General features: G+C 72.6%; 20 protein-coding genes. 5 read left to right on the forward strand and 15 right to left on the reverse strand.

The annotated features are described in order from the left end of the window. Positions 1-592: 592 nt before the first annotated feature. The 7 genes from pheT to infC form a co-directional block, all read right to left on the reverse strand. Positions 593-3121, reverse strand: a complete 2529-nt coding sequence (gene pheT / locus ACFWNV_RS12935) for a phenylalanine--tRNA ligase subunit beta (RefSeq protein WP_383944907.1) — start codon at positions 3119-3121, stop codon at positions 593-595. Beyond that, positions 3121-4248, reverse strand: coding sequence for a phenylalanine--tRNA ligase subunit alpha (gene pheS, locus ACFWNV_RS12940; RefSeq protein ID WP_243334093.1), 1128 nt, complete (start codon positions 4246-4248; stop codon positions 3121-3123). The genes pheT and pheS overlap by 1 nt, the downstream gene beginning before the upstream one ends. A 151-nt stretch (positions 4249-4399) precedes the next feature. After that, positions 4400-5704, reverse strand: a complete 1305-nt coding sequence (locus ACFWNV_RS12945) for an ATP-binding protein (protein ID WP_383944910.1) — start codon at positions 5702-5704, stop codon at positions 4400-4402. Between the two features lie 56 nt (positions 5705-5760). Continuing rightward, positions 5761-6621, reverse strand: coding sequence for a TrmH family RNA methyltransferase (locus ACFWNV_RS12950; protein WP_383944913.1), 861 nt, complete (start codon positions 6619-6621; stop codon positions 5761-5763). A 138-nt stretch (positions 6622-6759) separates the two neighbouring features. Next, positions 6760-7146: a 50S ribosomal protein L20 gene (gene rplT / locus ACFWNV_RS12955; protein WP_112446980.1), complete on the reverse strand. Its 387-nt coding sequence runs from the start codon at positions 7144-7146 to the stop codon at positions 6760-6762. A gap of 103 nt (positions 7147-7249) precedes the next feature. Then, a complete protein-coding gene (gene rpmI, locus ACFWNV_RS12960) occupies positions 7250-7444 on the reverse strand; it encodes a 50S ribosomal protein L35 (RefSeq protein WP_215021864.1) in 195 nt (64 codons plus the stop codon). 104 nt (positions 7445-7548) lie between these two features. Continuing rightward, a complete protein-coding gene (gene infC / locus ACFWNV_RS12965) occupies positions 7549-8331 on the reverse strand; it encodes a translation initiation factor IF-3 (RefSeq protein WP_383944917.1) in 783 nt (260 codons plus the stop codon). 324 nt (positions 8332-8655) lie between these two features. Here infC and ACFWNV_RS12970 point away from each other — a divergent pair, with 324 nt between their 5' ends. Then, the gene (locus ACFWNV_RS12970; protein WP_327251874.1) at positions 8656-9027 is read left to right on the forward strand and encodes a DUF1844 domain-containing protein; all 372 of its coding nucleotides are present in this window, start codon (positions 8656-8658) and stop codon (positions 9025-9027) included. Between the two features lie 82 nt (positions 9028-9109). Here the strand turns inward: ACFWNV_RS12970 and ACFWNV_RS12975 are convergent, their stop codons facing one another. Genes ACFWNV_RS12975 through ACFWNV_RS12985 form a run of 3 tightly spaced genes read right to left on the reverse strand, consistent with a single transcriptional unit; the run spans position 9110 to position 11976 of the window. After that, the gene (locus tag ACFWNV_RS12975) at positions 9110-9865 is read right to left on the reverse strand and encodes an SseB family protein (RefSeq protein WP_383944921.1); all 756 of its coding nucleotides are present in this window, start codon (positions 9863-9865) and stop codon (positions 9110-9112) included. A 12-nt stretch (positions 9866-9877) separates the two neighbouring features. Then, positions 9878-11062 (reverse strand): type VII secretion-associated serine protease mycosin, encoded by a 1185-nt coding sequence (mycP, locus tag ACFWNV_RS12980; protein ID WP_383944924.1) that lies wholly within the window; start codon positions 11060-11062, stop codon positions 9878-9880. Continuing rightward, positions 11059-11976 (reverse strand): hypothetical protein, encoded by a 918-nt coding sequence (locus tag ACFWNV_RS12985; RefSeq protein WP_383944927.1) that lies wholly within the window; start codon positions 11974-11976, stop codon positions 11059-11061. Before ACFWNV_RS12985 ends, mycP begins: the two co-directional genes overlap by 4 nt. A 263-nt stretch (positions 11977-12239) precedes the next feature. Here ACFWNV_RS12985 and ACFWNV_RS12990 point away from each other — a divergent pair, with 263 nt between their 5' ends. Beyond that, positions 12240-13442 (forward strand): amino acid deaminase/aldolase, encoded by a 1203-nt coding sequence (locus ACFWNV_RS12990; protein ID WP_383944930.1) that lies wholly within the window; start codon positions 12240-12242, stop codon positions 13440-13442. Between the two features lie 41 nt (positions 13443-13483). Here the strand turns inward: ACFWNV_RS12990 and ACFWNV_RS12995 are convergent, their stop codons facing one another. The 4 genes from ACFWNV_RS12995 to ACFWNV_RS13010 form a co-directional block, all read right to left on the reverse strand. After that, on the reverse strand, positions 13484-14779 hold the full coding sequence (locus ACFWNV_RS12995; RefSeq protein WP_383944933.1) for a haloacid dehalogenase-like hydrolase: 1296 nt from the start codon (positions 14777-14779) through the stop codon (positions 13484-13486). 131 nt (positions 14780-14910) lie between these two features. Further along, entirely contained in the window at positions 14911-15705 is a 795-nt protein-coding gene (locus ACFWNV_RS13000; protein ID WP_351384580.1) for a 3-oxoacyl-ACP reductase, read from the reverse strand. Positions 15706-15710: 5 nt separating this feature from the next. Next, positions 15711-17075 carry an aldehyde dehydrogenase family protein gene (locus ACFWNV_RS13005; RefSeq protein WP_383944937.1) on the reverse strand — a complete coding sequence of 455 codons (1365 nt, stop codon included), beginning with the start codon at positions 17073-17075 and terminating at the stop codon, positions 15711-15713. A gap of 101 nt (positions 17076-17176) precedes the next feature. Next, positions 17177-18556 carry a glutamine synthetase family protein gene (locus ACFWNV_RS13010; protein ID WP_383944940.1) on the reverse strand — a complete coding sequence of 460 codons (1380 nt, stop codon included), beginning with the start codon at positions 18554-18556 and terminating at the stop codon, positions 17177-17179. A gap of 77 nt (positions 18557-18633) precedes the next feature. On the opposite strand from ACFWNV_RS13010, the gene ACFWNV_RS13015 reads away from it, so the two are divergent. The 3 genes from ACFWNV_RS13015 (at position 18634) to ACFWNV_RS13025 (ending at position 21833) form a co-directional block, all read left to right on the forward strand. After that, entirely contained in the window at positions 18634-19380 is a 747-nt protein-coding gene (locus ACFWNV_RS13015; RefSeq protein ID WP_383944943.1) for a FadR/GntR family transcriptional regulator, read from the forward strand. 214 nt (positions 19381-19594) lie between these two features. Next, on the forward strand, positions 19595-21082 hold the full coding sequence (gene eat, locus ACFWNV_RS13020) for an ethanolamine permease (protein WP_383944946.1): 1488 nt from the start codon (positions 19595-19597) through the stop codon (positions 21080-21082). A 31-nt stretch (positions 21083-21113) separates the two neighbouring features. Then, positions 21114-21833, forward strand: coding sequence for a gamma-glutamyl-gamma-aminobutyrate hydrolase family protein (locus ACFWNV_RS13025; RefSeq protein ID WP_383944949.1), 720 nt, complete (start codon positions 21114-21116; stop codon positions 21831-21833). Positions 21834-21985: 152 nt separating this feature from the next. On the opposite strand, the gene ACFWNV_RS13030 is transcribed toward ACFWNV_RS13025, so the two are convergent. After that, the gene (locus ACFWNV_RS13030) at positions 21986-22927 is read right to left on the reverse strand and encodes a LysR family transcriptional regulator (protein ID WP_383944951.1); all 942 of its coding nucleotides are present in this window, start codon (positions 22925-22927) and stop codon (positions 21986-21988) included. Positions 22928-22961 lie beyond the last annotated feature (34 nt).

Below are 22961 nucleotides of genomic sequence, written 5' to 3' on the forward strand. Positions count from 1 at the left end.
GGTGCGGGGTTCACACGGGGTGTGAACGGCGTACGCGCATAAATGCGATACGCACCCTCCCGCGGGAGTCCGTCCGAGCGCTTCACTTAAGGGCCTCGCCAAGAGGTAGCCCGGGTCGTCGGCTCCCCCTCGTACAGTGCGACGACCCGCACACCGCGCCGCCCGTCCTGTTGTCTGCCCGACACTCCACGGCAGGCGGGCGGCGCGTTTCGGCTCCGCCGGGTCCTGGTTGGTCGCCGGGACCCGGCCGGGCCGGACCGAGCGCGCGCCGGGCCCACCCACCGGGCCCGGCCCGCGTGGTCCCCGGAACGCCGGACGGACTGAAATCGTCAGCCCCGCCGGCATTTGAGGCGCGGGCTCCGGGGCGGAGCCCCGAGGGGGCCGGGCGCCTCATCAGCCCCGCCGGCGTTCGAGGCGCAGGGTCCGGGGCGGAGCCCCGAGGGGGTCCGGGCGCAGCCCGGGGAACGGGCGAAGGGCGGGTAGGGGACAGCCCCGCAGGGCCGGCCCACCGCCCCGCACGGCCCGGGTACGGGTGAGGGGGCACACCCCGGACGGAACCGGGACGCACCCCCTCAGCACAGAGCGGCAGCGGCTACGCGCCGCGCAGCACCGCGCCCGTGCGCTCGCCCGCCAGGGCGACCGCCGCGTCACGGGCCGCCGTGGACTCCTCGGCGGTCAGCGTCCGGTCGGCCGCGCGGAAGCGCAGCGCGTACGCGAGGGACTTCTTGCCCTCGCCCACCTGCTCGCCCTCGAAGACGTCGAACAGCCGCAGGGACTCCAGCAGTTCACCGGCCCCCTTGTGCAGCGCGTCCTCGACGGCCGAAGCCGGCACCGACGCGTCCACGATCAGCGCGACGTCCTGGGTCGCCACCGGGAAGGAGGAGATCCGGGGCGCCTGGAGGGCCTCGCCGCCGGCCGCCGCGAGGCGGTCCAGGTCGAGCTCCATGGCGCTGGTGCGGGCCGGCAGGCCCATCGCCTTGACCACGCGCGGGTGCAGCTCACCGGCGTGGCCGATGACCGTCTCCACCCCGTCCAGGGTGACGAGCAGCTCGGCGCAGCGGCCCGGGTGCCAGGGACCGTACTGGCCCTGGCGCACGACGAGCTCCGCACCGGCCTCGACGGCCAGCGAACGCGCCGCCTGCACCGCGTCGGCCCAGTCGGCCGGACGGCCCTTGCCCCACCAGCCGGCCTGCTCGCGGGCCCCGGCCAGCACGACCGCGGCGTAGCGCGGCTGCGCGGGCAGGGCCGCGTTCAGGGTGGCGATCTCCTCGTCGGTGGGACGCCGGTCGACGCCGAGGCGTACGGCGACGCCCGGCTGCGCGGCGGCCCGGAAGACCGAGCCGGTCTCGAAGAGGGCGAGGTCGTGGCTGCCCCGGCTGTCGTTGCGGCGCAGTGCGCCGAGCAGACCCGGCAGCAGCGTGGTGCGCAGCGCCGGCTCCTCGTCGGAGATCGGGTTGACCAGCTTGACGACCTGGCGGGTGGCGTCGTGCGCGGACAGCTGGAGCTGGTCGAAGACGCCCTCGCCCAGGAACGGGTAGCTGAGCGCCTCGACGTAGCCCGCGCCGGCCAGCGCGCGGCCGACCCGGCGGTGCAGCTGCTGCCGGGCGGTCAGACCGCGGCCGGAGGGCACCTGCGGGAGGGTGGAGGGAAGGTTCCCGTAGCCCTCCAGCCGGATGACTTCCTCGGCGAGGTCGTTGGGCTCGGCGAGGTCGGGCCGCCACGAGGGCGTGGTGACGACGAGCTCGTCCTGGCCGTAGACGTCGCAGCCGACCTCCTGCAGGCGGCGTACGACGGTCTCCCGGCCGTAGTCCATGCCCGCGACCTTGTCGGGGTGGTCCGCGCTCATCGCGATGGTGCGCGGGGCGCCCGGTGCGGTGAGCTCGGTGACGCCGGCCTCGGCGGTGCCGCCCGCGAGCAGCACGAGCAGGTCGACGGTGCGCTGCGCGGCGGCGGCGGCGGCCTGCGGGTCGACGCCGCGCTCGAAGCGCTTGGAGGCCTCCGAGGACAGCTTGAGGCGGCGGGCGGTGCGCGAGATCGACACGGCGTCGAAGTGCGCGGCCTCCACGACGACCTCGGTGGTGCCGGTGACGGCGCCCGTCTCGGGGTCGGTGACGGAGTCGGCGATCTCGGTGTTGGCGCCGCCCATGACACCGGCGAGCCCGATCGGGCCGCTGTTGTCGGTGATCACCAGGTCCTCGGAGTCGAGCGTGCGCTTGACTCCGTCGAGGGTGGTGAACTTCTCGCCCTGCTCGGCCCGGCGGACGCCGATGGCGCCGTCGATCCGCGAGCGGTCGTAGGCGTGCAGCGGCTGGCCGAGTTCGAGCATCACGTAGTTGGTGATGTCGACGGCGAGCGAGATCGGGCGCATGCCCGCCTTCTGGAGGCGGCGCGTGAGCCAGATCGGGGAGCGCGCCTCGGGGTCGAGACCGGTCACCGTGCGGGCGGTGAAGCGGTCGCAGCCCTGCGGGTCGTCGATCTTGACGGCGTAGCCGTACGAGTTCGGCGCGGGCACGTCGAGCAGCGCCGGGTCGCGCAGCGGCAGGCCGTACGCGGTGGCGGCCTCGCGGGCCACACCGCGCATGGACATGCAGTAGCCGCGGTCCGGGGTGATGTCGATGTCGAGGACCTCGTCGACCAGCTCCAGGAGCTTGATCGCGTCGGAGCCGACCTCGTGCTCGTGCGGCAGCACGATGATGCCGTGCGTGCCGTCGTCGCCCATGCCCAGCTCGTCGCCGGAGCAGATCATGCCGTGGGAGGTGCGGCCGTAGGTCTCGCGCGCGGCGATCGCGAAGTCGCCGGGCAGCACCGCGCCGGGCAGCACCACGACGACCTTGTCGCCGACGGAGAAGTTCCGGGCGCCGCAGACGATCTCCTGCGGTTCGCCGGTGCCGTTGGCGCTGCCGACGTCGACCGTGCAGAAGCGGATCGGCTTGCGGAAGCCTTCGAGCTCCTCGATGGTCAGCACCCGGCCGACGACGAGCGGGCCCTTGAGCCCGCCGCCGAGCTGCTCGACGGTCTCGACCTCGAGGCCGGCGTCGACGAGCTTGTGGGCCACGTCGCGACCGGTTTCACCCGCGGGGAGGTCGACGTACTCCCGCAGCCAAGAAAGCGGGACGCGCATCAGATCTCACTCCCGAACGGCCGGGTGAAACGAACGTCACCCTCGACCATGTCTCGCATGTCTTCTACGTTGTGGCGGAACATCAGCATCCGCTCGATGCCGAAGCCGAAGGCGAACCCGCTGTACTTCTCCGGGTCGACGCCGCAGGCGATGAGCACCTTCGGGTTGACCATGCCACAGCCGCCGAGCTCGATCCAGCCCTCGCTGGAGCAGGTGCGGCACGGGCGGTCGGGGTTGCCCACCGACGCGCCGCGGCACACGTAGCACTGCATGTCCATCTCGGCGGACGGCTCGGTGAAGGGGAAGAAGTGCGGGCGCAGGCGCGTGGTGGTGCCCTCGCCGAACAGCTCCTGGACCATGTGGTCCATGGTGCCCTTGAGGTCCGCCATGGTCAGGCCCTCGTCCACGGCGAGCAGCTCGACCTGGTGGAAGACCGGGGTGTGCGTCGCATCGAGCTCGTCGGTGCGGTACACCCGCCCCGGGCACACGATGTAGACGGGGGGCTTGCGCTCCAGCAGCGAGCGCGCCTGCACCGGGGAGGTGTGGGTGCGCAGCACGACTCCGGACTCGTCGCCCTCGGTGCCTTCCGGCCCCCGGACGAAGAAGGTGTCCTGCATCTGGCGCGCGGGGTGGTCGGGCGTGAAGTTGAGGGCGTCGAAGTTGAACCACTCCGCCTCGACCTCGGGGCCCTCCGCGACCTCGTACCCCATGGCCACGAAGATGTCCGCGATGCGGTCCATCAGCGTGGTCAGGGGGTGCCGGGCGCCGGCGGGCACGCGGTCGTAGGGCAGCGTGACGTCCACCGCCTCCTCGACCAGCACCCGCTCGTCGCGCTCGGCTTCGAGCGCGACCGTGCGGGCCCCGAACGCCTTGTTCACGGCGCCGCGGGCCTGGCCCACGAGCTTGCCCGCGGTGGCCTTGGCCTGCGGGGGCAGCGCGCCGATCTCGCGGTTGGCGAGCGCCAGGGGCGAGCGGTCGCCCATGTGCGCGGTCTTCGCCTCGCGAAGTTCGTCGAGGTCGCCGGCGGCGGCGAAGGCGGCGAGCGCCTCGTCCCGCATGCGCTCGATCTCTTCCGGTTTCAGTGCCTCGACCTCGACAGGGTCGTACGACTTGTTCGGTGCCGACATCTCTTCCCGTACTTCCGATGGCTGGCTGGTGGTCCCCCGCGCGACGCGCAGGACGCGCTCGGCACTAGGACACAAAGGTGCCAAAGGTCGAGTCTAAAGGTCGCTGGGGGTGAAGGAGCCCGTGGGCCGCCTGGCGAGACGCTCCGCAGGGCTACTGCGTGAGGTACGCCGGGGCGCCGACGGGCAGGATAAATCGGAACTCGGCGCCGCCGCCGGGGCCGCGGCCGACCTTGATGGTGCCGCCGTGGGCTTCCACGATGCCCTTGACGATGTAGAGGCCCAGCCCGGTGCCGCCGCGCTTGCTGCCCCGCCAGAAACGGGTGAAGACGCGGCCCATCGACTCCTCGGGGATACCGGGGCCTTCATCGGTCACGGTGACGGCGGTTCCCTTCTCGGTCTTCCCCGCGGCGTTCGCGAAGCTGGTCGGCGTCACGTCGATGGTGACGGTTCCCTCGCCGTGGCGCACCGCATTTTCGAGCAGGTTGCCGAGGATCTGGTCGATCTTGTCCGGGTCCGCCCACAGGTCGGGCAGCGGCCTGCTCACGCTGACGAGGAACCGCTCCGGGGCCTGCCCGTTCGCGGTGAGCGCCTGGACGTGGCGGCCCACGGCGGTGGAGATGTCGACCGGCTGGCGGCGCACCTCCAGGCGGCCGGAGTCGATGCGGGAGATGTCCAGGAGCTCGGCGATGAGCCGGGTGACGCGGTTCGCGTCGGCGTCGACGGTCTCCAGCATCAGCCGCTTCTGGTCGTCGGTGAACCGCTCCCACTTGGCGAGCAGGGTCGCCGTGAACCCCTTCACGGAGGTGAGCGGGGAGCGGAGCTCGTGCGCGACGGTGGCGATCAGCTCGGCGTGGCTGCGCTCGGTGCGCCGCCGGGCCTCGGTGCCGCGCAGGGTGACCACGAGCCGGCGCACGGGGCCCTTGGGGTGGGTGCGCACGTACCGGGCGGAGACGAGCACCTCGCGGCCGCCGGGGAGGAGCAGGTTGCGCTCGGGCTGTCCGCGCCGGGTGGCGAGGCCTCCGTAGGGGTCGGTCAGCGCCCACCAGCGGCGGCCTTCGAGGTCCTCCAGCGGGAGTGCGTGCTCGATGCCCAGCCCGAGTGCCTCGCCCGCCACGAGGGCGGTGATCCGGGCGGCGGCGGAGTTGAAGCAGATGACCCGGCCGGTGGCGTCGGCGACGACCAGCCCGTCGGGCAGGTCGTCGGGGTCGATCCCGAGGCCGGCGTGGTCTCCGGGCCCGTCCGAGAGCTCCAGCCCGTCCGAGAGCTCCGGAGCCGCCGCGGCGGGGCCTGCGGGGCCCGTGGGAGCGGTACGGGCCTGCGGGGGCGGGGCGCAGGCGCCCTGGGGCTGCTGTACGGGCACCCGGGCGGCGGGGCCGGCCAGCTGGGACACGGTCGCCAGGACCTGTGCGCCGGCCGCCTTGGCGGCACCTGGCGAGCTGTTCGTACCGACGGTCATGTCCCCGTACCCCACATCTCCGAGTACCACAGTGGGCCCCCCGGGCCGCCACATTACTAGCTGGGGGTCACGGAGCGGCACCCTCCGGGCGCCCGCTGTGCACGCGCGGAGGCGTACAGGCACACGGCGGCGGCCGTGGCGAGGTTCAGGCTCTCGGCCTTTCCGTGGATCGGGACCCGTACGACGGCGTCGGCGAGCGCCCTGGTCTCCTCGGGCAGGCCCCAGGCCTCGTTGCCGAAGATCCAGGCCGAGGGGGTGCCCATGGTGCCCGCGTCGAGCTCGGCGTCGAGGTCGTCCGTGCCGGCCCCGTCGGCGGCGAGGATCCGTACGCCGGCCGCGCGCAGCCCTTCGACGGCCTGCTCCACGGGCACGCCGACGGCCACCGGGAGGTGGAAGAGGGAGCCCACGGAGGCGCGTACCGACTTGGGGTTGTACAGGTCCACGGAGGCGTCGGTCAGCACGACGGCGTCGGCTCCGGCGGCGTCCGCGCAGCGCAGCACCGTACCGGCGTTGCCGGGGTCGCGGACGTGCGCGAGGACGGCGACGAGCTTGGGCCGGGCCTTCAGGATCTCCTCGAACGGGGAGTCCAGGAAGTGGCAGACGCCGACCAGGCCCTGCGGGGTGACGGTTTGAGAGACCTCGGCGAGGACCTCGTCGGAGGCGTAGTGGACGCGGGCCCCGGCGGCGTACGCGGCGTCGACGATGTCGGCGTAGCGCTCGGCGGCCTCCGCGGTCGCGAACAGCTCGATCAGCGTGGACTCACCACCGGCGCCGCGGTGTTCCGCGGCCTCGCGCACGGCCTGCGGGCCCTCGGCGATGAAGCGGCGCTCCTTGGTGCGGAAATTGCGCCGCGCCAGGCGCCTGGCGGCGGCCACCCGGGTGGACCGGGGGGAGATCAGCTCGGCGGGGGTGCCCATGGCGGTCGGCTCGCTTCCGTACGTACAGCGGGTGGAACTGGGTCGGACCCGGTCGAAATCGGTGATCAACGCACCGGACCCGCAGGCGCGTGGCCTGCGGGTCCGGGACAAGTTACTGCAGCCTTGAGGGCGTGCTGCTTAGGCAGCGACCTTCGGGGCGTTGACATCGGCCGGGAGGGCCTTCTGCGCGACCTCGACCAGCGCGGCGAACGCGTTGGGGTCGTTGACGGCCAGCTCGGCGAGGATCTTGCGGTCCACCTCGATGTTGGCGGCGTTCAGACCCTGGATGAGGCGGTTGTACGTCATGCCGTTCTGACGGGCAGCCGCGTTGATGCGCTGGATCCAGAGCCGACGGAAGTCGCCCTTGCGCTTCTTGCGGTCGTTGAAGTTGTAGACCAGGGAGTGGGTGACCTGCTCCTTGGCCTTGCGGTACAGGCGCGAACGCTGACCGCGGTAACCCTTCGCCGCCTCGAGGATTGCCCGACGCTTCTTGTGCGCGTTTACTGCCCGCTTGACGCGTGCCACTGTGTACTCCTTGTAGCGGGGCCGCGGATGACTTCACACGGCCCGAATTCGATGGGGTCCCGGTCTTGACGTGCTCCCGCTCCCGGAAGGGGAGCGGAGGACGTCACTTGCCGAGAAGCTTCTTGATCTTCTTGGCGTCGCCGGGGGCCATCTCCGCGGTGCCGGTCAGGCGGCGGGTGACACGGGACGACTTGTGCTCGAGCAGGTGGCGCTTGCCGGCGCGCTCGCGGAGCACCTTGCCGGAGCCGGTGATCTTGAAGCGCTTCTTGGTCCCGGAGTGCGTCTTGTTCTTCGGCATGGCGCCGTTATCTCCTCGTCGGTGGCGCCCCCACCGGCCCTGGTGGGGGCCGGCTCGCGGGAGCGTCATGTTGTATCGGTGATCCGAGACGGGCTGCCTCGGAATCAGGCCTGGGCAGAGGCCTCGTCCGAGGCGGCTGCCTCGTCGGTGCCGACCTCGGCCGCCGCGTCGTCCGCTTCGTCGGAAGCGTCCTCCGCGTCCACGTCCTCGGCTTCGAGTGCGGCGTTCTCCGCCTCGAGCGCGGCGTCGGCGGCCAGGGCCTCGTCACCACTCTCGTCGCCGTGCGCAGCACCCTGGCGCTCGGCCTTGCGGGCGGCCTGCGCCTCGCGGGCTTCGGCCATCGCCTCGGTCTTCTTCTTGTGCGGACCGAGAACCATGATCATGTTTCGGCCGTCCTGCTTCGGGTTCGACTCGATGAACCCGAGGTCCTCGACGTCCGAAGCCAGACGCTGCAGCAGTCGGTAGCCGAGTTCCGGCCTGGACTGCTCGCGACCACGGAACATGATCGTGATCTTGACCTTGTCGCCCTGCTTGAGGAACCGAACGACGTGACCCTTCTTGGTGTCATAGTCGTGCGGGTCGATCTTCGGCCGGAGCTTCATTTCCTTGATGACCGTGTGCGCCTGGTTCTTGCGCGCCTCACGGGCCTTCATGGCCGACTCGTACTTGAACTTGCCGTAGTCCATGAGCTTGCAGACCGGCGGGCGTGCGGACGCCGCGACCTCGACCAGGTCGAGGTCGTACTCCTGCGCGAGCTCGAGCGCCTTGGCAAGCGGCACGATGCCGACCTGCTCGCCACTCGGGCCGACGAGTCGTACCTCGGGAACGCGAATCCGGTCGTTGATGCGGGGCTCGGTGCTGATGGATCCTCCTCGGTAGCACCACACGGCTGCCTGGAGGACAGCCGCTGACGTTTTTCCGTCAGACCGACCGCGGCGGGACAAACAAAAAAGCCCCGCCGGGCACAGACGGGGGCTCCAATACAACCGGAGCACCGTCGCGTGCGAACCGCGGGGCGCAAAATCGGGCAGCTTTCCATCGTCCGTACGGAACGATGGATACCACCAGACCGGTGACCCGCCTCCCGTGAGGGCGGCTGGGTGGGAGAATCGGAGCCTCCACTTGTGGGCCGGGCACATAAGTGTCCGGCCGGTCGAAGTACATACTAGCACCCGTCTTGCAAGCCTGCCGCACGGCATATCGTGGGGCACATGACTGACGCGACGCCCTCCGGTTCCCCCACTGACGCTCCCGACTACGACGACCTGACCCGCGACATCGCGGACGTGCCGGCCGTCGAGGTCATCACCACGGTGGCCGTCCACCTGCTCAGCGCTGCGGCGGTCAACCTGGGCCTGGACAAGCCGGACTCCGAGTACAAGGACCTCGACGAGGCCCGCAAGCTGATCACCGCCCTGGCCGGCCTGGTCACCGCGAGCGCCACCGAGATCAGCTCCTTCCACGCCGCCCCGCTGCGCGACGGCCTGAAGTCCCTCCAGCTGGCCTTCCGCGAGGCCTCGCTGGTGCAGGACGAGCCGGGGCAGGGCCCGGGCGAGAAGTTCACGGGTCCCGTGTACGCATAAGGAACGAACGGAACGAGAAGGGCGCCTCCCGAGGTCGGGAGGCGCCCTTGTGCGTTCCGGGGGTCGGCGTGTGAAGTGCCGGTCAGCGCGTGAAGAGCGGCTCGCCCGGCGGGACCGGGGCGCCCTCGGGGAGCAGCGCCAGGTCCAGTCCGCCTACGAGGCGTGCGCGCAGGGTCTCGTCGGCCGCCAGGGCCTCCGCCAGCCTGCGGGCCGCGGCGGCGGCCTGCGGGCCGGCCGCGAGCACGATCGCCAGGGTTCCGTCGGCGTCCGCGCCGCCCGGGCCCAGGTGGGCGGCGAGTACGGCCGGCTCGGCGGTCACGACGGCCCGTACGGCCTCGCGCACGGCGGGGTCGGCGAGCGGACCGGCGTCCGTGCGGCCCTCGGCGAGCGCGAGCAGCGCGGGGCCCGCGAGCTGGTAGGGAACCGGTCCGGACAGGTCGAGGACGAGGGTGTCGGCCTTCTCGTGCACGGCGGCGGCCAGCGCCTGGTGCAGCGGCACCGCCACCGGGCGGGCGGCCGGGTCCCACAGGGCCAGCGAGGCGATGGAGGTGAAGGCGGGCAGCGCCCGCCGGTCCCCCGCCCGCAGGGTGGGGACGGCCATGTCGCTGGTCTTCTCGCGCTTGAGCCCGGTCTCGGGGTCGGTCTCGACCTCGCCGAGCACCGCGACGACGGGAACCAGCAGGCGGGCGTCCTTCAGGGCCGCCAGCACCTCCGGCTCCTTGGCTCTGTCCACGGCCCAGGCGGCCAGGGCCGCGCTCAGCCGGGGGTCGGCGGAACCGTCGTCGTCGGAGAAGCCGGGGTCCGGGATGTTCTTGTTCAGCTCAGCATTGTTCGCCACAGTTCCCCGAGCCTATCCCGCGTCGGGATCGCGCCGCCCGGCCCGGGGCCGCCGGGCCAGTACCCCGCCCACCGCGAGCAGGGCCAGCCCCGCGGCCACGCCCGCCGGGGCGCCGAAGCGCGCCCAGGGCCCGGGGTCGGGCACCGGGTCGGGGCCGGCCCCGAAGTAGGGGCTCACGGCCGCGACGGGTACGGGCAGCACCGGTTCGGGGGCCGTCCCGTCCGCGGCCTGGAGCGCGGCGACGGGGTCCACCAGGCCGAAGCCGCGGGAGTCGTCGCGGCCGCCGGGCGGGGAGCCGGAGGCGGTGTCCTCCAGCAGGTTCTTGATCTGCGCCGGGGACAGGCCGGGGTGGGCGGCCTTGACCAGGGCGACGGCGCCGGAGACGAAGGCGGAGGCGGCGCTCGTGCCCCAGCCCTGGTAGTAGGAGCGGTCGGGGTCGGCGATGACCACGTCCACGCCGGGGGCGCTGACGGTGGCGTACCAGTTGCGGGTGGAGAAGGGGGCCTTCTTGTTCTTGCGGTCGACGGCCGTGACGGCGATGACCCCGGGGTAGGCGGCCGGGTACGAGATGCGGTCGCCGTCCTTGCCGCCGTTGCCGGCCGAGGCGACGACGACCACGCCCTTGCCCAGGGCGTACTGGACGGCCTCGTCCTCGGTGGCCTCGTGGTGGGCGGAGCTGCTGTCGTCGCCGAGCGAGAGGTTGATCACGTCGGCGCCGTGGTCGGCGGCCCACCGGATGCCCTCGGCGAGGGCGCCGCCCTTGTTCTCGCGGGCCTTGTCCTTGCCGGGGTCCTTCTCCTCCAGGATCACCCGGACCGGGAGGATCTTCGCCTGGGGGGCGATGCCGAGGACGCCCCCGAGGCCGAGGGAGCCGTGGCCGTGTCCGGCGATGATCCCCGCCATGGCGGTGCCGTGCCGGGCCCAGGCCCGGTCGCCCGGTCCGGCGCCCATGCCGACGAGGTCGACTCCCTCCAGCACCTGGCCGGCCAGGTCGGGGTGGGTCGGGTCGACCCCGGTGTCGAGGACGGCCACGGTGACCCCGTCGCCCTTGGTGGTGCCCCAGGCCTCCTCGGCGCGCAGGGCGGTCAGCCCCCACTGGCGGTCGCGGATGGCGTCGGCGGCGGCCGGCTGCGCGGCGGTGACGGCGAACAGGGCTCCGAGCGCGAGGGCGGCCGGGAGCAGGACGCGGCGGGTCATGGAGCGGCCTCCGAGGTCGCCTTCGGGGCCTGCGGATCAGGTGACTGCGGGTCCGGTGACTGCGGGTCCGGTGACTGCGGATCAGGTGACTGCGGGTCCGGTGTCTGCGACTCCTGCGAGGTCTCCCCCTCCTGCGGGGCCTGCGGGGACGGCCGGCCCTGCGGGGAGCCGGCGAGGCCGCGCAGGGTCCCTTCCACCAGGTCGGCGACGGCCTTGGCCTCGTGGCCGAGGCCCGCCTTGGCCACGCGCCCCCTGGCGTCCTCGGCCATCTTGTCCTCGGCGGGGCTGGGGGCACCCAGCCGGCGGCCGTCGGCGAAGGCGGAGACGGTGTAGACGACGACCGGGGCCTCGGCGAGCACGGAGGCGGTCCAGGCGGCCCGGCGGTTGTCGGGGAACCCGTAGCCGGTCGGGGCGGGCAGCCGGCCGCGCAGGGAGTCCATCGCGGTGGCATCGGCGGGGGTGAAGACCATGCCGACGGTGACCAGGGAACTGCGGGTGGCGTCGGTGTAGGTCGCGCGGAGCACGCGGGTGCACCCGGTCCCGGCGAACAGGGCCTGCCAGTCGGCGGCGAGCGCCTCGGAGCAGCCCGCCTCGGCGGCGGGGGCTATCCGGGTCCATGTGCGGTCGGCGCCGCCCGGCCCGGCGTCCTGCCCGTCGAGGACGGGCGGGAACAGGGTGTCCACGGGGGTGCTGTGCCAGAGGGAGGCGGCCTTGCGGTAGGCCTCTTCCGGGGACAGCGCCCGGTTGGCGGCCCGGTGGTCGCTGACGGCCTTGTAACCGGCCGCACCGGTGAGACCGAGGCCGAGGAGGCCGCACAGGGCGGCGGCGAGGACCGTTCCGCGGCGCCGCCGTGGCGGTGCCGGGTCCCGGTCGGGCGCGGTCAGGACCCCGCCGTGCGGTGTGGACGTACTCATCCGGCGGCTCAGCCCCCCGTTCCCGTCGGCTGCCTGCCCTTACTTTACGCGCCCGTCAGTGCCGTAATGCCGACCGGGGAAGAGCGACGGTACACACATGCGAACCGTCGCCTCAACATCCGATCGCCATCCAAAAGGGGCATCCGGCGGCCGAGACCGAGATGTGACCGCGACGGGCTCCCGGGCCTCTGACCTGGCCGGGCTCCCCGCGGCCCGAACGAACCCCCTACCCACGAGTACAACCGTCTGGCAGGCTGCCGCCCATGAACTCCCCCGCCGCCGACCGGGCCCGTTACGACCGGGCCACCGCCCATCTCGACGCTCCGCTCGCCCTCGTGGATCTGGAGGCGTTCGATGCGAACGCCGACGACCTCGTGCGCCGCGCCGGCGGGAAGCCGGTCCGGGTGGCGAGCAAGTCCGTACGGTGCCGGGCGCTCCTGGAACGGGTCCTCGCCCGGCCCGGGTTCGCCGGGATCATGTCCTACACCCTCGCCGAATCCATCTGGCTGGCCCGCTCGGGCTTCGAGGACGTGCTGCTCGCCTACCCGTCCGCCGACCGGGCGGGCTTCGCCGAGCTCGCCGCCGATCCGAAGCTGGCCGCCGCGGTCACCGTGATGATCGACGACCCCGCGCAGCTGGAGCTCGTGGACCGGGCCCGCGACGGCGGAGCCCAGGAGATCCGGGTCTGCCTGGAACTGGACACCGCCCTGCAGCTCTTCGGCGGCAGGGTCCGCGTCGGCGCCCGGCGCTCCCCGCTGCGCGAGCCCGCCCAGCTCGCCGAGCTGGCCCGCGCGGTGAGCGCCCGGCCCGGCTTCCGGGTGGTCGGACTGATGGGCTACGAGGGCCACGTGGCCGGGGTGGGCGACGCGCTGGCGGGCCGCCCGCTGAGGTCGCGCGCCATCCGGCTGATGCAGGGCGCGGCCCGCAAGGAGCTGGCCGCCCGCCGGGCCGAGGCCGTACGGGCCGTGCGCGCGGTCGTGCCGGACCTGGAGTTCGTCAACGGCGGCGGCACCGGCAGCGTCCAGCAGACCGCCGCCGAGGACGCGGTCACGGAGATCGCCGCCGGGTCGGGGCTCTACGTCCCGCGACTGTTCGACAACTACACCTCGTTCACCGGCCGCCCCGCGGCGCTCTTCGCCCAGCCGGTGGTCCGCCGGCCCGGGGTCGGGGTGGTCACGGTGCTCGGCGGCGGGTACCCGGCCTCCGGCGCGCCCGGCGCGGACCGGCTGCCGGTTCCGTACCTCCCCGAGGGGCTGCGCTACGACGCGCAGGAGGGGGCCGGCGAGGTACAGACCCCGCTGCTCGGCAGCCCGGCCGACGATCTACTGATCGGCGACCGGGTCTGGTTCCGGCACGCGAAGGCCGGCGAGCTGTGCGAGCGCTTCGACACCCTGCACCTGGTCGAGGGCGACCGGGTGACGGCCACCGCCCCGACCTACCGGGGCGAGGGCCGCACCTTCCTTTAGAACCGGCCGCACGGACCGGTAGAACCGGCCGCACGGACCGGTCAGAACACGGAGTCCGTCTGGTCCGGGATGACGCTCGTGTCACCCCGGAGCACGGGCCCCGGGGTGCCGTCGCGGCCGGTGAAGCCGGTGGTCGCGCACGGGTACGGGGCGGCCTTCTGCTTCTTGGGCTGGATGAACATCGGGTTCACGATCCACTTGCCGTCGCTGTTGTCGTAGGCGCGGCACATCAGCTCGTTCTTGTTGCGGTTCACGACGAGCCGCAGCACGGTCGCGTCGCGCAGGAACGAGATGTCGGTGTCGGAGTCGCCCGCCGCGAAGACCTGGCGGCGGGCGGCCGGCTGGACCTTCTCGGCCGCGGCGCCGCGCACCCCGAAGATCTCCTTGTTGATCCAGCAGCGCTTGCCGTCGATGTACGTGATCATCGTGTCGGCGCCGTCCGCGACGGACCCGCAGCCCTGCAGGTGGGAGGTGAACTTCCCACCGTACGTGGTGGTGTTGCGGATGCCGATGACGTGCTTGGCGTCGATGCCCACGCCCTCGGCCCACACCTCGACGACCGGCTGCGGCGAGGCCGAGCTGATCCAGACGTCGAAGCCGGCCTTCTGCAGGGCGCCGATGAGTTCCTTCTGCTGGTCGTAGTAGCGCACCCAGCCGGTGGCGGTGGCGGAGCCGACCTGCTGCTTGGCGTCGACCGGGGCGGCCAGGTTCTCGGCCCGTGCGGCGGCGGCGAAGCCGCGGATCTCGCGCGCGGTCCAGCCCTGCATGAGCTGCGGCAGCCAGGCGTAGGCGGGTTCGGTCGTACGGCGGTCCCAGCCGGCGAAGGCGGGGGCGGCCGCGCGGGTGGCGGCGGTGCCGTAGACGGCGTTGATCTCGTCGGCGCAGCCGGCGCCCTCGGGGGTTCCGGTGGGCAGCGGGGCGCCGGGCCGGGCGAGGGCTCCGCAGGCCTCGGCCAGGGCCTGTGCGGCGGCCGGGGTGAGGAAGCGGCTGGTGCGGGACCAGTCGCCCCCGGCGGGCTGGCGGATCTTTCCGTTGCGCAGCAGCCAGAACATCTGCGCGTCGCCCACGTCGTTCTTGACGACGGTGTTGTCCCAGTCGAAGACCGCGACGGGCTTGTTGCGGTTCGGCCGGTACGGGTTGCAGCTGCCGTAGTCCGCGATGAGCTGCTGGAGCCGGGCCTGGTTGTCCCCGTACCAGGCGGCCTTGAGCTGCGGGGTGGTGCAGTGGCCGCCGGGGTGGGCCTGGGCGGCGGGGGCGGCGGCCACGAGGGTGCCGGCGGCTATCGCGGCGGCGGCGCCGACGGCCTGGAGCCGGCGCACGGAGCTGAGTCGGGTCACTGAAGTGGGTTCTCCTGGTTCTTCAAGATCGTTTCGGACGGTAGAGCACGACAGCCGGGCGTCGTGCGACGCCCGGCTGTCGGGTGGGTGGTGGGGAGGTGAACGTTGGGAGAGCCCGCCGGCGAAGCCGGTTAAAGGGGCGTCACGTACGCGCCGGAGATCCCGCCGTCGACCAGGAAGTCGGTGGCGTTGATGAAGGAGGAGTCGTCGCTCGCGAGGAAGGCGACGGCCGCGGCGATCTCGGTGGGCTCGGCGAACCGGCCCAGCGGGATGTGCACGATCCGGCGGGCGGCGCGCTCCGGGTCCTTGGCGAACAGCTCCTGCAGCAGCGGGGTGTTGACGGGTCCCGGGCAGAGCGCGTTGACGCGGATGCCCTCGCGGGCGAACTGCACGCCGAGCTCGCGGGACATGGCGAGCACGCCGCCCTTGGAGGCGGTGTAGGAGATCTGCGAGGTGGCGGCGCCCATCCGGGCCACGAAGGAGGCCGTGTTGATGATGGAGCCGCGGCCCTGGCGCTGCATGTAGGGCAGGGCGGCCTTGCAGCAGAGGTAGACGGAGGTCAGGTTGACGTCCTGGACCCGCTTCCAGGCCTCCAGGCCGGTGGTGAGGATCGAGTCGTCGTCCGGGGGCGAGATGCCGGCGTTGTTGAAGGCGATGTCCACGGAGCCGTAGGTGTCGAAGGCGGTCTTGAACAGGGCCTCGACCTCCTCCGGGCTGGTGACGTCGACCTTGACGAACGTGCCGCCGACCTCCTCGGCCGCGGCCTTGCCCGCGGTCTCGTCGATGTCGCCGCAGACGACGTTGGCGCCTTCCGAGGCCAGTCGGCGGGCGGTGGCGAGGCCGATGCCGCTGCCGGCTCCGGTGATGACGGCGGTGCGCCCGACCAGCCGGCGGCAGACGATCTCTTCGGTGGACTCAGTGCTCATGCTGTTCAGGCCTCCGTGCTGATGAAGACGTTCTTGGTCTCGGTGAAAGCGGTGAGGGAGTCGGGTCCGAGCTCGCGCCCGAGTCCGGACTGCTTGTAGCCGCCGAAGGGGGTCCAGTAGCGGACGCTGCTGTGGGAGTTGACCGACAGGTTGCCCGCGGCGACGGCGCGCGAGACGCGCAGCGCGCGGCCCACGTCGCGGGTCCACAGGGAGCCGGCGAGGCCGTAGTCGGTGGCGTTGGCCAGGCGTACGGCGTCCTCCTCGTCCTCGAAGGGCAGGACGACGGCGACCGGTCCGAAGACCTCCTCGGTGGCGATGGCGGCGGTGGGGTCGACGCCGGTGACGAGGGTCGGGGGGTACCAGAAGCCGGGTCCCTCGGGGGCGGTGCCGCGGATGACGGTGAGGTCATCGGTGACGTAGGACCGTACGCGGTCCAGCTGCACCCGCGAGATCAGCGGCCCGAGCTGCGTGTTCTCGTCGTACGGGTCCCCGACGACCACCTTCTCGACGGCGGGGGCGAGCAGCTCCATGAACCGGTCGTACGCGGAGCGCTGTACGAGGATCCGCGTACGGGCGCAGCAGTCCTGCCCGGTGTTGTCCAGGAAGGACATCGGGGCCGCGGCCGCCGCCGCCTCCAGGTCCGCGTCGGCGAAGACGATGTTGGGGTTCTTGCCACCGAGTTCGAGGGTGAGCCGCTTCACCCGGTCGGCGCACTTGGCCATGATCCGCTTGCCGATCCGGGTGGAGCCGGTGAACACGATCTTGGCCACCCCCGGGTGCTCGACGAGGGCGTCGCCCGCCACCTCGCCCCGGCCGGGCAGCACCTGGAACAGGTGCTCGGGCAGTCCCGCCTCCAGGGCGAGCTCGGCGAGGCGCAGCGCGGTGAGCGGGGTGGTCTCGGCGGGCTTGAGGATGACCGCGTTGCCGGCGGCGAGCGCCGGGGCCAGGCCCCAGGCGGCGATCGGCATGGGGAAGTTCCACGGCGCGATCACGCCGATGACACCGAGGGGTTCGAGGAAGGTGACGTCGATGCCGCCGGCGACGGGGATCTGGCGGCCGGAGAGCCGTTCCACTCCCCCGGCGGCGAAGTCGAGCACGTCACGGACGTTGCCGGCTTCCCAGCGGGCGTTTCCGATGGTGTGGCCCGCCTCCCGGACCTCCAGCAGCGCCAGTTCCTCGACGTGCCCGTCGACGACCGCGGCGAAGCGGCGCAGCAGTCTGGCCCGGTCGGCGGGCGCTGCCGCCGCCCAGGCCCGCTGGGCGGCGGTGGCCCGTGCGACGGCGGCGTCGACGTCGTCCCGTGTGGCGGCCGGGACGACGGCGACGAGTTCCTCGGTGGCCGGATTCAAGACTTCCAGCGCATCGGACACGTGGTGGCCTTTCAGACGTTCGGGTGCGGTGGGTGCGGTGGGTCCGGTAAGGGCGGGTCCGGTCATGCGGTGCGCGTGCGCGGGGACCCTCGGAACGGCTCCTAGAGGCGTTCGAAGGAGCGGCGCAGTTCCCAGTCGGTCACGGCGGAGTCGTAGGCGTCCAGTTCGACGCGGGCCATGTTCCGGTAGTGGGCGACGACTTCGGGGCCGAAGGCGGCCTTGGCGATCTCGCTGTTCTCCCAGAGCTCGGCGGCCTCGCGCAAGGTGGTGGGAACGTGCGCGAAGTCGGCCGTGTAGGCGTTGCCGGCGCAGGGCTCGGGCAGCTCCAGGCGGTTCTCGATGCCGTAGATACCGGCCGCGACCAGGCCGGAGACGGCGAGGTAGGGGTTGACGTCGCCGCCGGGCAGGCGGTTCTCGAAGCGCATGGAGCGGCCGTGGCCGACCACCCGCAGCGCGCAGGTCCGGTTGTCCACGCCCCAGGCGACGGCGGTCGGCGCGAAGGATCCCGGCCGGAAACGCTTGTAGGAGTTGATGTTCGGGGCGTAGAGAAGGGAGAAGTCGCGCAGCGCGGCGAGCTGGCCGGCCAGGAAGTGGCGCATCACGGGCGACATACCGCCGTGCTCGTGCGCGTCCGGCCCCTCACCGGCCATCGCGTTGCGTCCGTCGGCATCGGAGAGCGAGAGGTGGATGTGACAGGAGTTGCCCTCGCGCTCGTCGTACTTGGCCATGAAGGTGAGCGAGACCCCCTCCTGGGCGGCGATCTCCTTGGCCCCCGTCTTGTAGACGGAGTGCTGGTCGCAGGTGGTCAGCGCCTCGTCGTAGCGGAAGGCGATCTCGTGCTGGCCGAGGTTGCACTCCCCCTTGGCCGACTCCACGACCAGCCCGGCGGCCTGCATCTCGTTGCGGATGCGGCGCAGCAGGGGTTCGATGCGGCCGGTCCCGAGGACGGAGTAGTCGATGTTGTACTGGTTGGCGGGGGTCAGGCCCCGGTAGTTGGAGTTCCAGGCCTGCTCGTAGGTGTCCTGGAAGACCATGAACTCCAGCTCGGTGCCCACCATCGCCTTGTAGCCGTGTTCGCCGAGGCGTTCGAGCTGGCGGCGCAGGATCTGCCGGGGTGCGGCGACCACGGGCGTGCCGTCGTTCCAGCCGAGGTCGGCGATGAGGAAGGCGCTGCCCGGGTTCCACGGGATCCGGCGCAGGGTGGCGAGGTCGGGGTGCATGGCGAAGTCGCCGTAGCCCCGGTCCCAGGAGGACATCTCGTACCCGTCGACGGTGTTCATGTCGGTGTCGACGGCGAGGAGGTAGTTGCATCCCTCGGTGCCGTGCTGGAGGACCTCGTCGAGGAAGAACTGTGCGGCGAACCGCTTGCCCTGGAGGCGCCCCTGCATGTCGGGGAAGGCCAGGACCACTGTGTCGATTTCACCGCTCGCGACGAGAACACGAAGCTCTTCGGGCGAAAGCGGCGGCTTGCGGTCTACCACGGGATTCTCTCCTTCGGTGAGCCGAGGGGGCCTAAGGTATTGAATAGAACCATTGCTTGGGAAGGGGAGGAGGCGAGATGACCGATACGGCGAGCGAGGACGAGGCCGCCCGGCGGCTCAATCCCGTGCTGCGGCAGGTGCGGGCGGGGAACGGTTTCGAGGAGGCGCTGGAGCAGATCCTCCAGGTGGTCCGGCTCGGACTGGTGCCGGGCGGGGAACGGCTGCCGCCGGAGCGCGAGTTGGCCGAGCGGATGGGGATCAGCCGGGTGACGCTCCGCGAGGTGCTGAAGGTACTCCAGGACCAGGGCCTGGTGGAGGCCCGGCGCGGACGGTACGGCGGAACGTTTGTCCTGCCCCGCCCCGACACCCCGGCCGGGGGCATGGAGGAGGAACTGCGGCGCCGGGTCGCGGGCGTGGACATCGAGGACGTGCTGCGCTTCCGCGAGGTCCTGGAGGTGGGGGCGGCCGGCCTGTGCGCCTCCCAGGGCCTGTCGGAGCGGGACACCGACCGGCTGCTCGGCGCGCTGACCGCCACCCACGACGCCCCGCTGCCCGACTACCGCCGCCAGGACACGCTCTTCCACCTCACCCTGTGCGAACTCGCCGGATCCGCCACCCTGACGGCCCAGTACGCGGCCGTCCGCGCCACCGTGAACGACCTGCTGGACTGCATCCCGCTGCTGGTGCGCAACCTGGAGCACTCGCAGCAGCAGCACAGCACGCTGGTGGAGGCGGTCCTGGACCGGGACCCGCAGGCGGCCCGCGAGGTGATGCGCGAGCACTGCTGCGGCACGGCGGCGCTGCTGCGGGGGTTCCTGACCTGAACCCGGGGCGGCCGGGGGCCCGCGGAGGGGGCCGGGAGGCCTCGTGGGGCCGGCCGGGAGGCCTCCCGGAGGCGACGGGGAGGCTGCGGGCCGGCCCCGCGGAGGCGGCCGAGAGCCTTTCGTAACCCCCGTTTAACGCAGGGGTCTTGCGCCCGCCACGCCCGAGCAGCAAAGGTACGCCCCACAACCATTGCCCTAGGCAGCAGGAGCGCACATGGCCGACGACACCGGCGCACGGCTGGCAGCCGTACCCGAACAGACCACGCCTCCCGGAAACGGGACCCCCGAGAACGGCGGCGACGGCTACCTGGAGCGCCGCACCCTGCGCCGCGGCAGCGCCGGCTGGCTACTGCTCACCGGTCTCGGCGTCGCCTACGTGGTCTCCGGCGACTTCTCCGGCTGGAACATCGGCCTCGCCCAGGGCGGATTCGGCGGCCTCGCCATCGCCACCGTCCTGATGGGCGCGATGTACGCGTGCCTGGTCTACTCCCTCGCCGAACTGTCGGCGATCCTGCCCACCGCGGGCGGCGGTTACGGTTTCGCCCGCCGGGCGCTCGGCACCTGGGGCGGCTTCCTCACCGGCACCGCGATCCTCATCGAGTACATCCTCGCCCCGGCCGCCATCGCCATCTTCATCGGCGACTACGTGGAGTCCCTGAACCTCTTCGGCCTCACCTCGGGCTGGCCGGTCTACCTCGCCTGCTTCGTCGTCTTCATAGGCATCCACCTCTGGGGCGTGGGCGAAGCCCTGAGCTTCTCCCTGGTCGTCACCGCCATCGCCGTGATCGCACTGGTCGTCTTCGCCGTCGGCGCGTTCACCCAGTTCGACCCCGCCAACCTCGACAACATCGCCGTCGACACCACCGCCGCCGGCGCGAGCTCCTGGCTGCCGCTGGGCATCCTCGGGATCTGGGCCGCCTTCCCCTTCGGCATGTGGTTCTTCCTCGGGGTCGAGGGCGTGCCGCTGGCCGCGGAGGAGGCCAAGGACCCGGTCCGCTCGGTACCGCGCGCCCTGTCGATCTCCATGGGCATCCTGGTCCTGCTCGCCCTGGTCACCTTCCTCGCCTCGACCGGTGCGCGCGGCGCGGACGCCATCAAGGACGCGGGCAACCCGCTGGTCGTCGCCCTGGAGGGCGACCTCGGCCTCTCCTGGCTGAAGACCTTCGTCAACTACGCGGGCCTGGCCGGGCTGGTGGCCTCCTTCTTCTCCCTCATCTACGCCGGCTCCCGCCAGCTGTTCGCCCTGTCCCGGGCGGGCTACCTCCCGCGCTTCCTGTCCCTGACCTCGAAGCGCAAGGCCCCGTACCTGGGCCTGCTCATCCCCGGCGCCATCGGCTTCGCGCTGGCCGCCGCCACCGGCAACGGGCCGCGCATGCTGAACATGGCGGTCTTCGGCGCGACCATCTCTTACGCCCTCATGGCCCTCTCCCACATCGTCCTGCGGCGCCGCGAGCCCGGCCTGGAGCGCCCGTACCGCACTCCGGGCGGCATCGTGACCTCCACGGTGGCCTTCGTCCTGGCCCTCTCGGCCCTGGTCGCCACCTTCCTGGTGGACAAGGACGCGGCGTTCATCGCGCTGGCCGTGTACGCCGTCGCCCTCGCCTACTTCGCGTTCTACAGTCGGCACCACCTGGTGGCCTCCGCTCCGGAGGAGGAGTTCGCGGCGCTGGCGGAAGCCGAGGCCGAGCTCTCCCGCGACTGATCCCCACCCGCCGTCCCCCGGAGGTATCCCCGTGCCCAGGCCGCTCATCGGCATCACCACCTACGTCGAACAGTCCACCCGGTACGGGGTGTGGGACGTCCCGACGGCCCTCATCCCCACCGGGTACTACGAGCTCGTCCAGGCCTCGGGCGGCACCGCCGTCCTGCTCCCGCCGGACGAACCGGAGGCGGCGGCGGAGGTGCTGAGCCGGCTGGACGGCCTGGTCGTCGCGGGTGGCCCGGACGTGGACCCGGTCCGGTACGGGGCTGCGCGCGATCCCCGCACCGGACCGGCGGCCACCCTGCGCGACACGTGGGAGCTCTCCCTGATCTCGGCCGCCCTCGCCTCCCGCACCCCCCTGCTCGGCATCTGCCGCGGCATGCAGGCGCTGAACGTGGCCCTGGGCGGCACCCTGATCCAGCACATCGACGGCCACGTGCTGAGCCCCGGCGTGGTCTCCTGGCACCCGGTCACCCCGGTCCCCGGCACCCTGTACGCGGCCCTGGTCCCGGAGGTCTCCGAGGTCCCCACTTACCACCACCAGGCCGTGGACCGCCTGGGCCGCGGCCTCATCGCCTCCTCCCACGCCCCCGACGGCACGGTGGAATCCATCGAACTCCCCACCCCCTGGACCCTGGGCGTCCAATGGCACCCGGAACTGGACAAGGACACCCGCGTCATGTCCGCCCTGATCACCGCAGCCTCCGAACACGCCAGCCGACCCCGCCCCATCCAGCCGTCCGGCGTTTGAGGCCCTGGATCCGGAAATCCAGCCCCGCCGGCGTTTGAGGCGCGGGGTCTGGGGCGGAGCCCCAGAAGGGGGTCCGGGCGCTGCCCGGGGAACGGGCGAAGGGCGGGTAGGGGACTCCGCCCCGCAGGGCAGCTCCCCAGGCGGGCTTCGCGTCAGCGGCGGGTCAGCGCCAGGAGGTCGCGGGCGGGCCCCGCCGGGCGGGCTCCGGCGGGCCAGACCGCGCGGAGCTCCCGCTCCAGCCCCGCCCCGAGCACCGGCACGGACACCAGCCGCCGCCCCGCCATCTCGTCCCCGACGGCCAGTTCCGACAGCACGCACGGCCCGGCCCCGCTCACCGCGGCCGCCTTCACCGCGGTGGTGGAGGCCAGTTCGAGCAAGGGCTCGGCGAGCCCCCCGCACCCGGCCAGCGCCGCGTCGAGGACCTGCCGGGTCCCCGACCCCCGTTCCCGCAGGATCAGCGGGGTCGCCGCCAGCTCCGCCGGCTCCACCCCGCGCGAGCGCCGGGCCCAGGGGTGCCCGGGGGCCACCGCCACCACGAGGCGGTCCTGCGCGATGACCACCGAGTCCAGTCCCTCGGGCACGCTCAGCCCCTCGACGAAGCCGAGGTCCGCCTCGTGCGCGAGCACCCGCTCCGCGACCACCGCCGAGTTCCCCGCGTGCAGCGACACCGCCGTGTCCGGCCGCTGCCCGCGCAGCGCGATCAGCCAGCCGGGCAGCAGGTACTCCGCGATGGTCATGCTGGCGGCGACCCGCAGCCGCGAGTCGCGGCGGCCCCGCAGCGCCTGCGCGCCCGCGTCGAAGGCCTCGGCGGCCTCGACGACCCGCCGGGCCCAGTCCGTGACGAGCGCGCCCTCCGCGGTCAGCGTCGATCCGCGCGGGGAGCGGTCCACGAGGGCGACCCCGAGCCGGGTCTCCATCGCCCGGATCCGGCTGCTGGCGGCGGGCTGAGTGATCCCGAGCCGCCGCGCGGCGGCGCTCAGGCTGCCCACGCGCGCGACCGCGAGCAGCAGTTCCATGGCTCCCAGATCGGGGACCCGGTGCGCCAGGGGAACCTGCCCCTCGACCCACTCCTCATTGCCGCTCCCATTACCCATAACTTCAGTTTATGCCCTCATAGGAAGAGACCCT

Origin of the sequence: Streptomyces sp. NPDC058401 (genome assembly GCF_042722885.1) — a bacterium.
GTDB lineage: Bacteria > Actinomycetota > Actinomycetes > Streptomycetales > Streptomycetaceae > Streptomyces.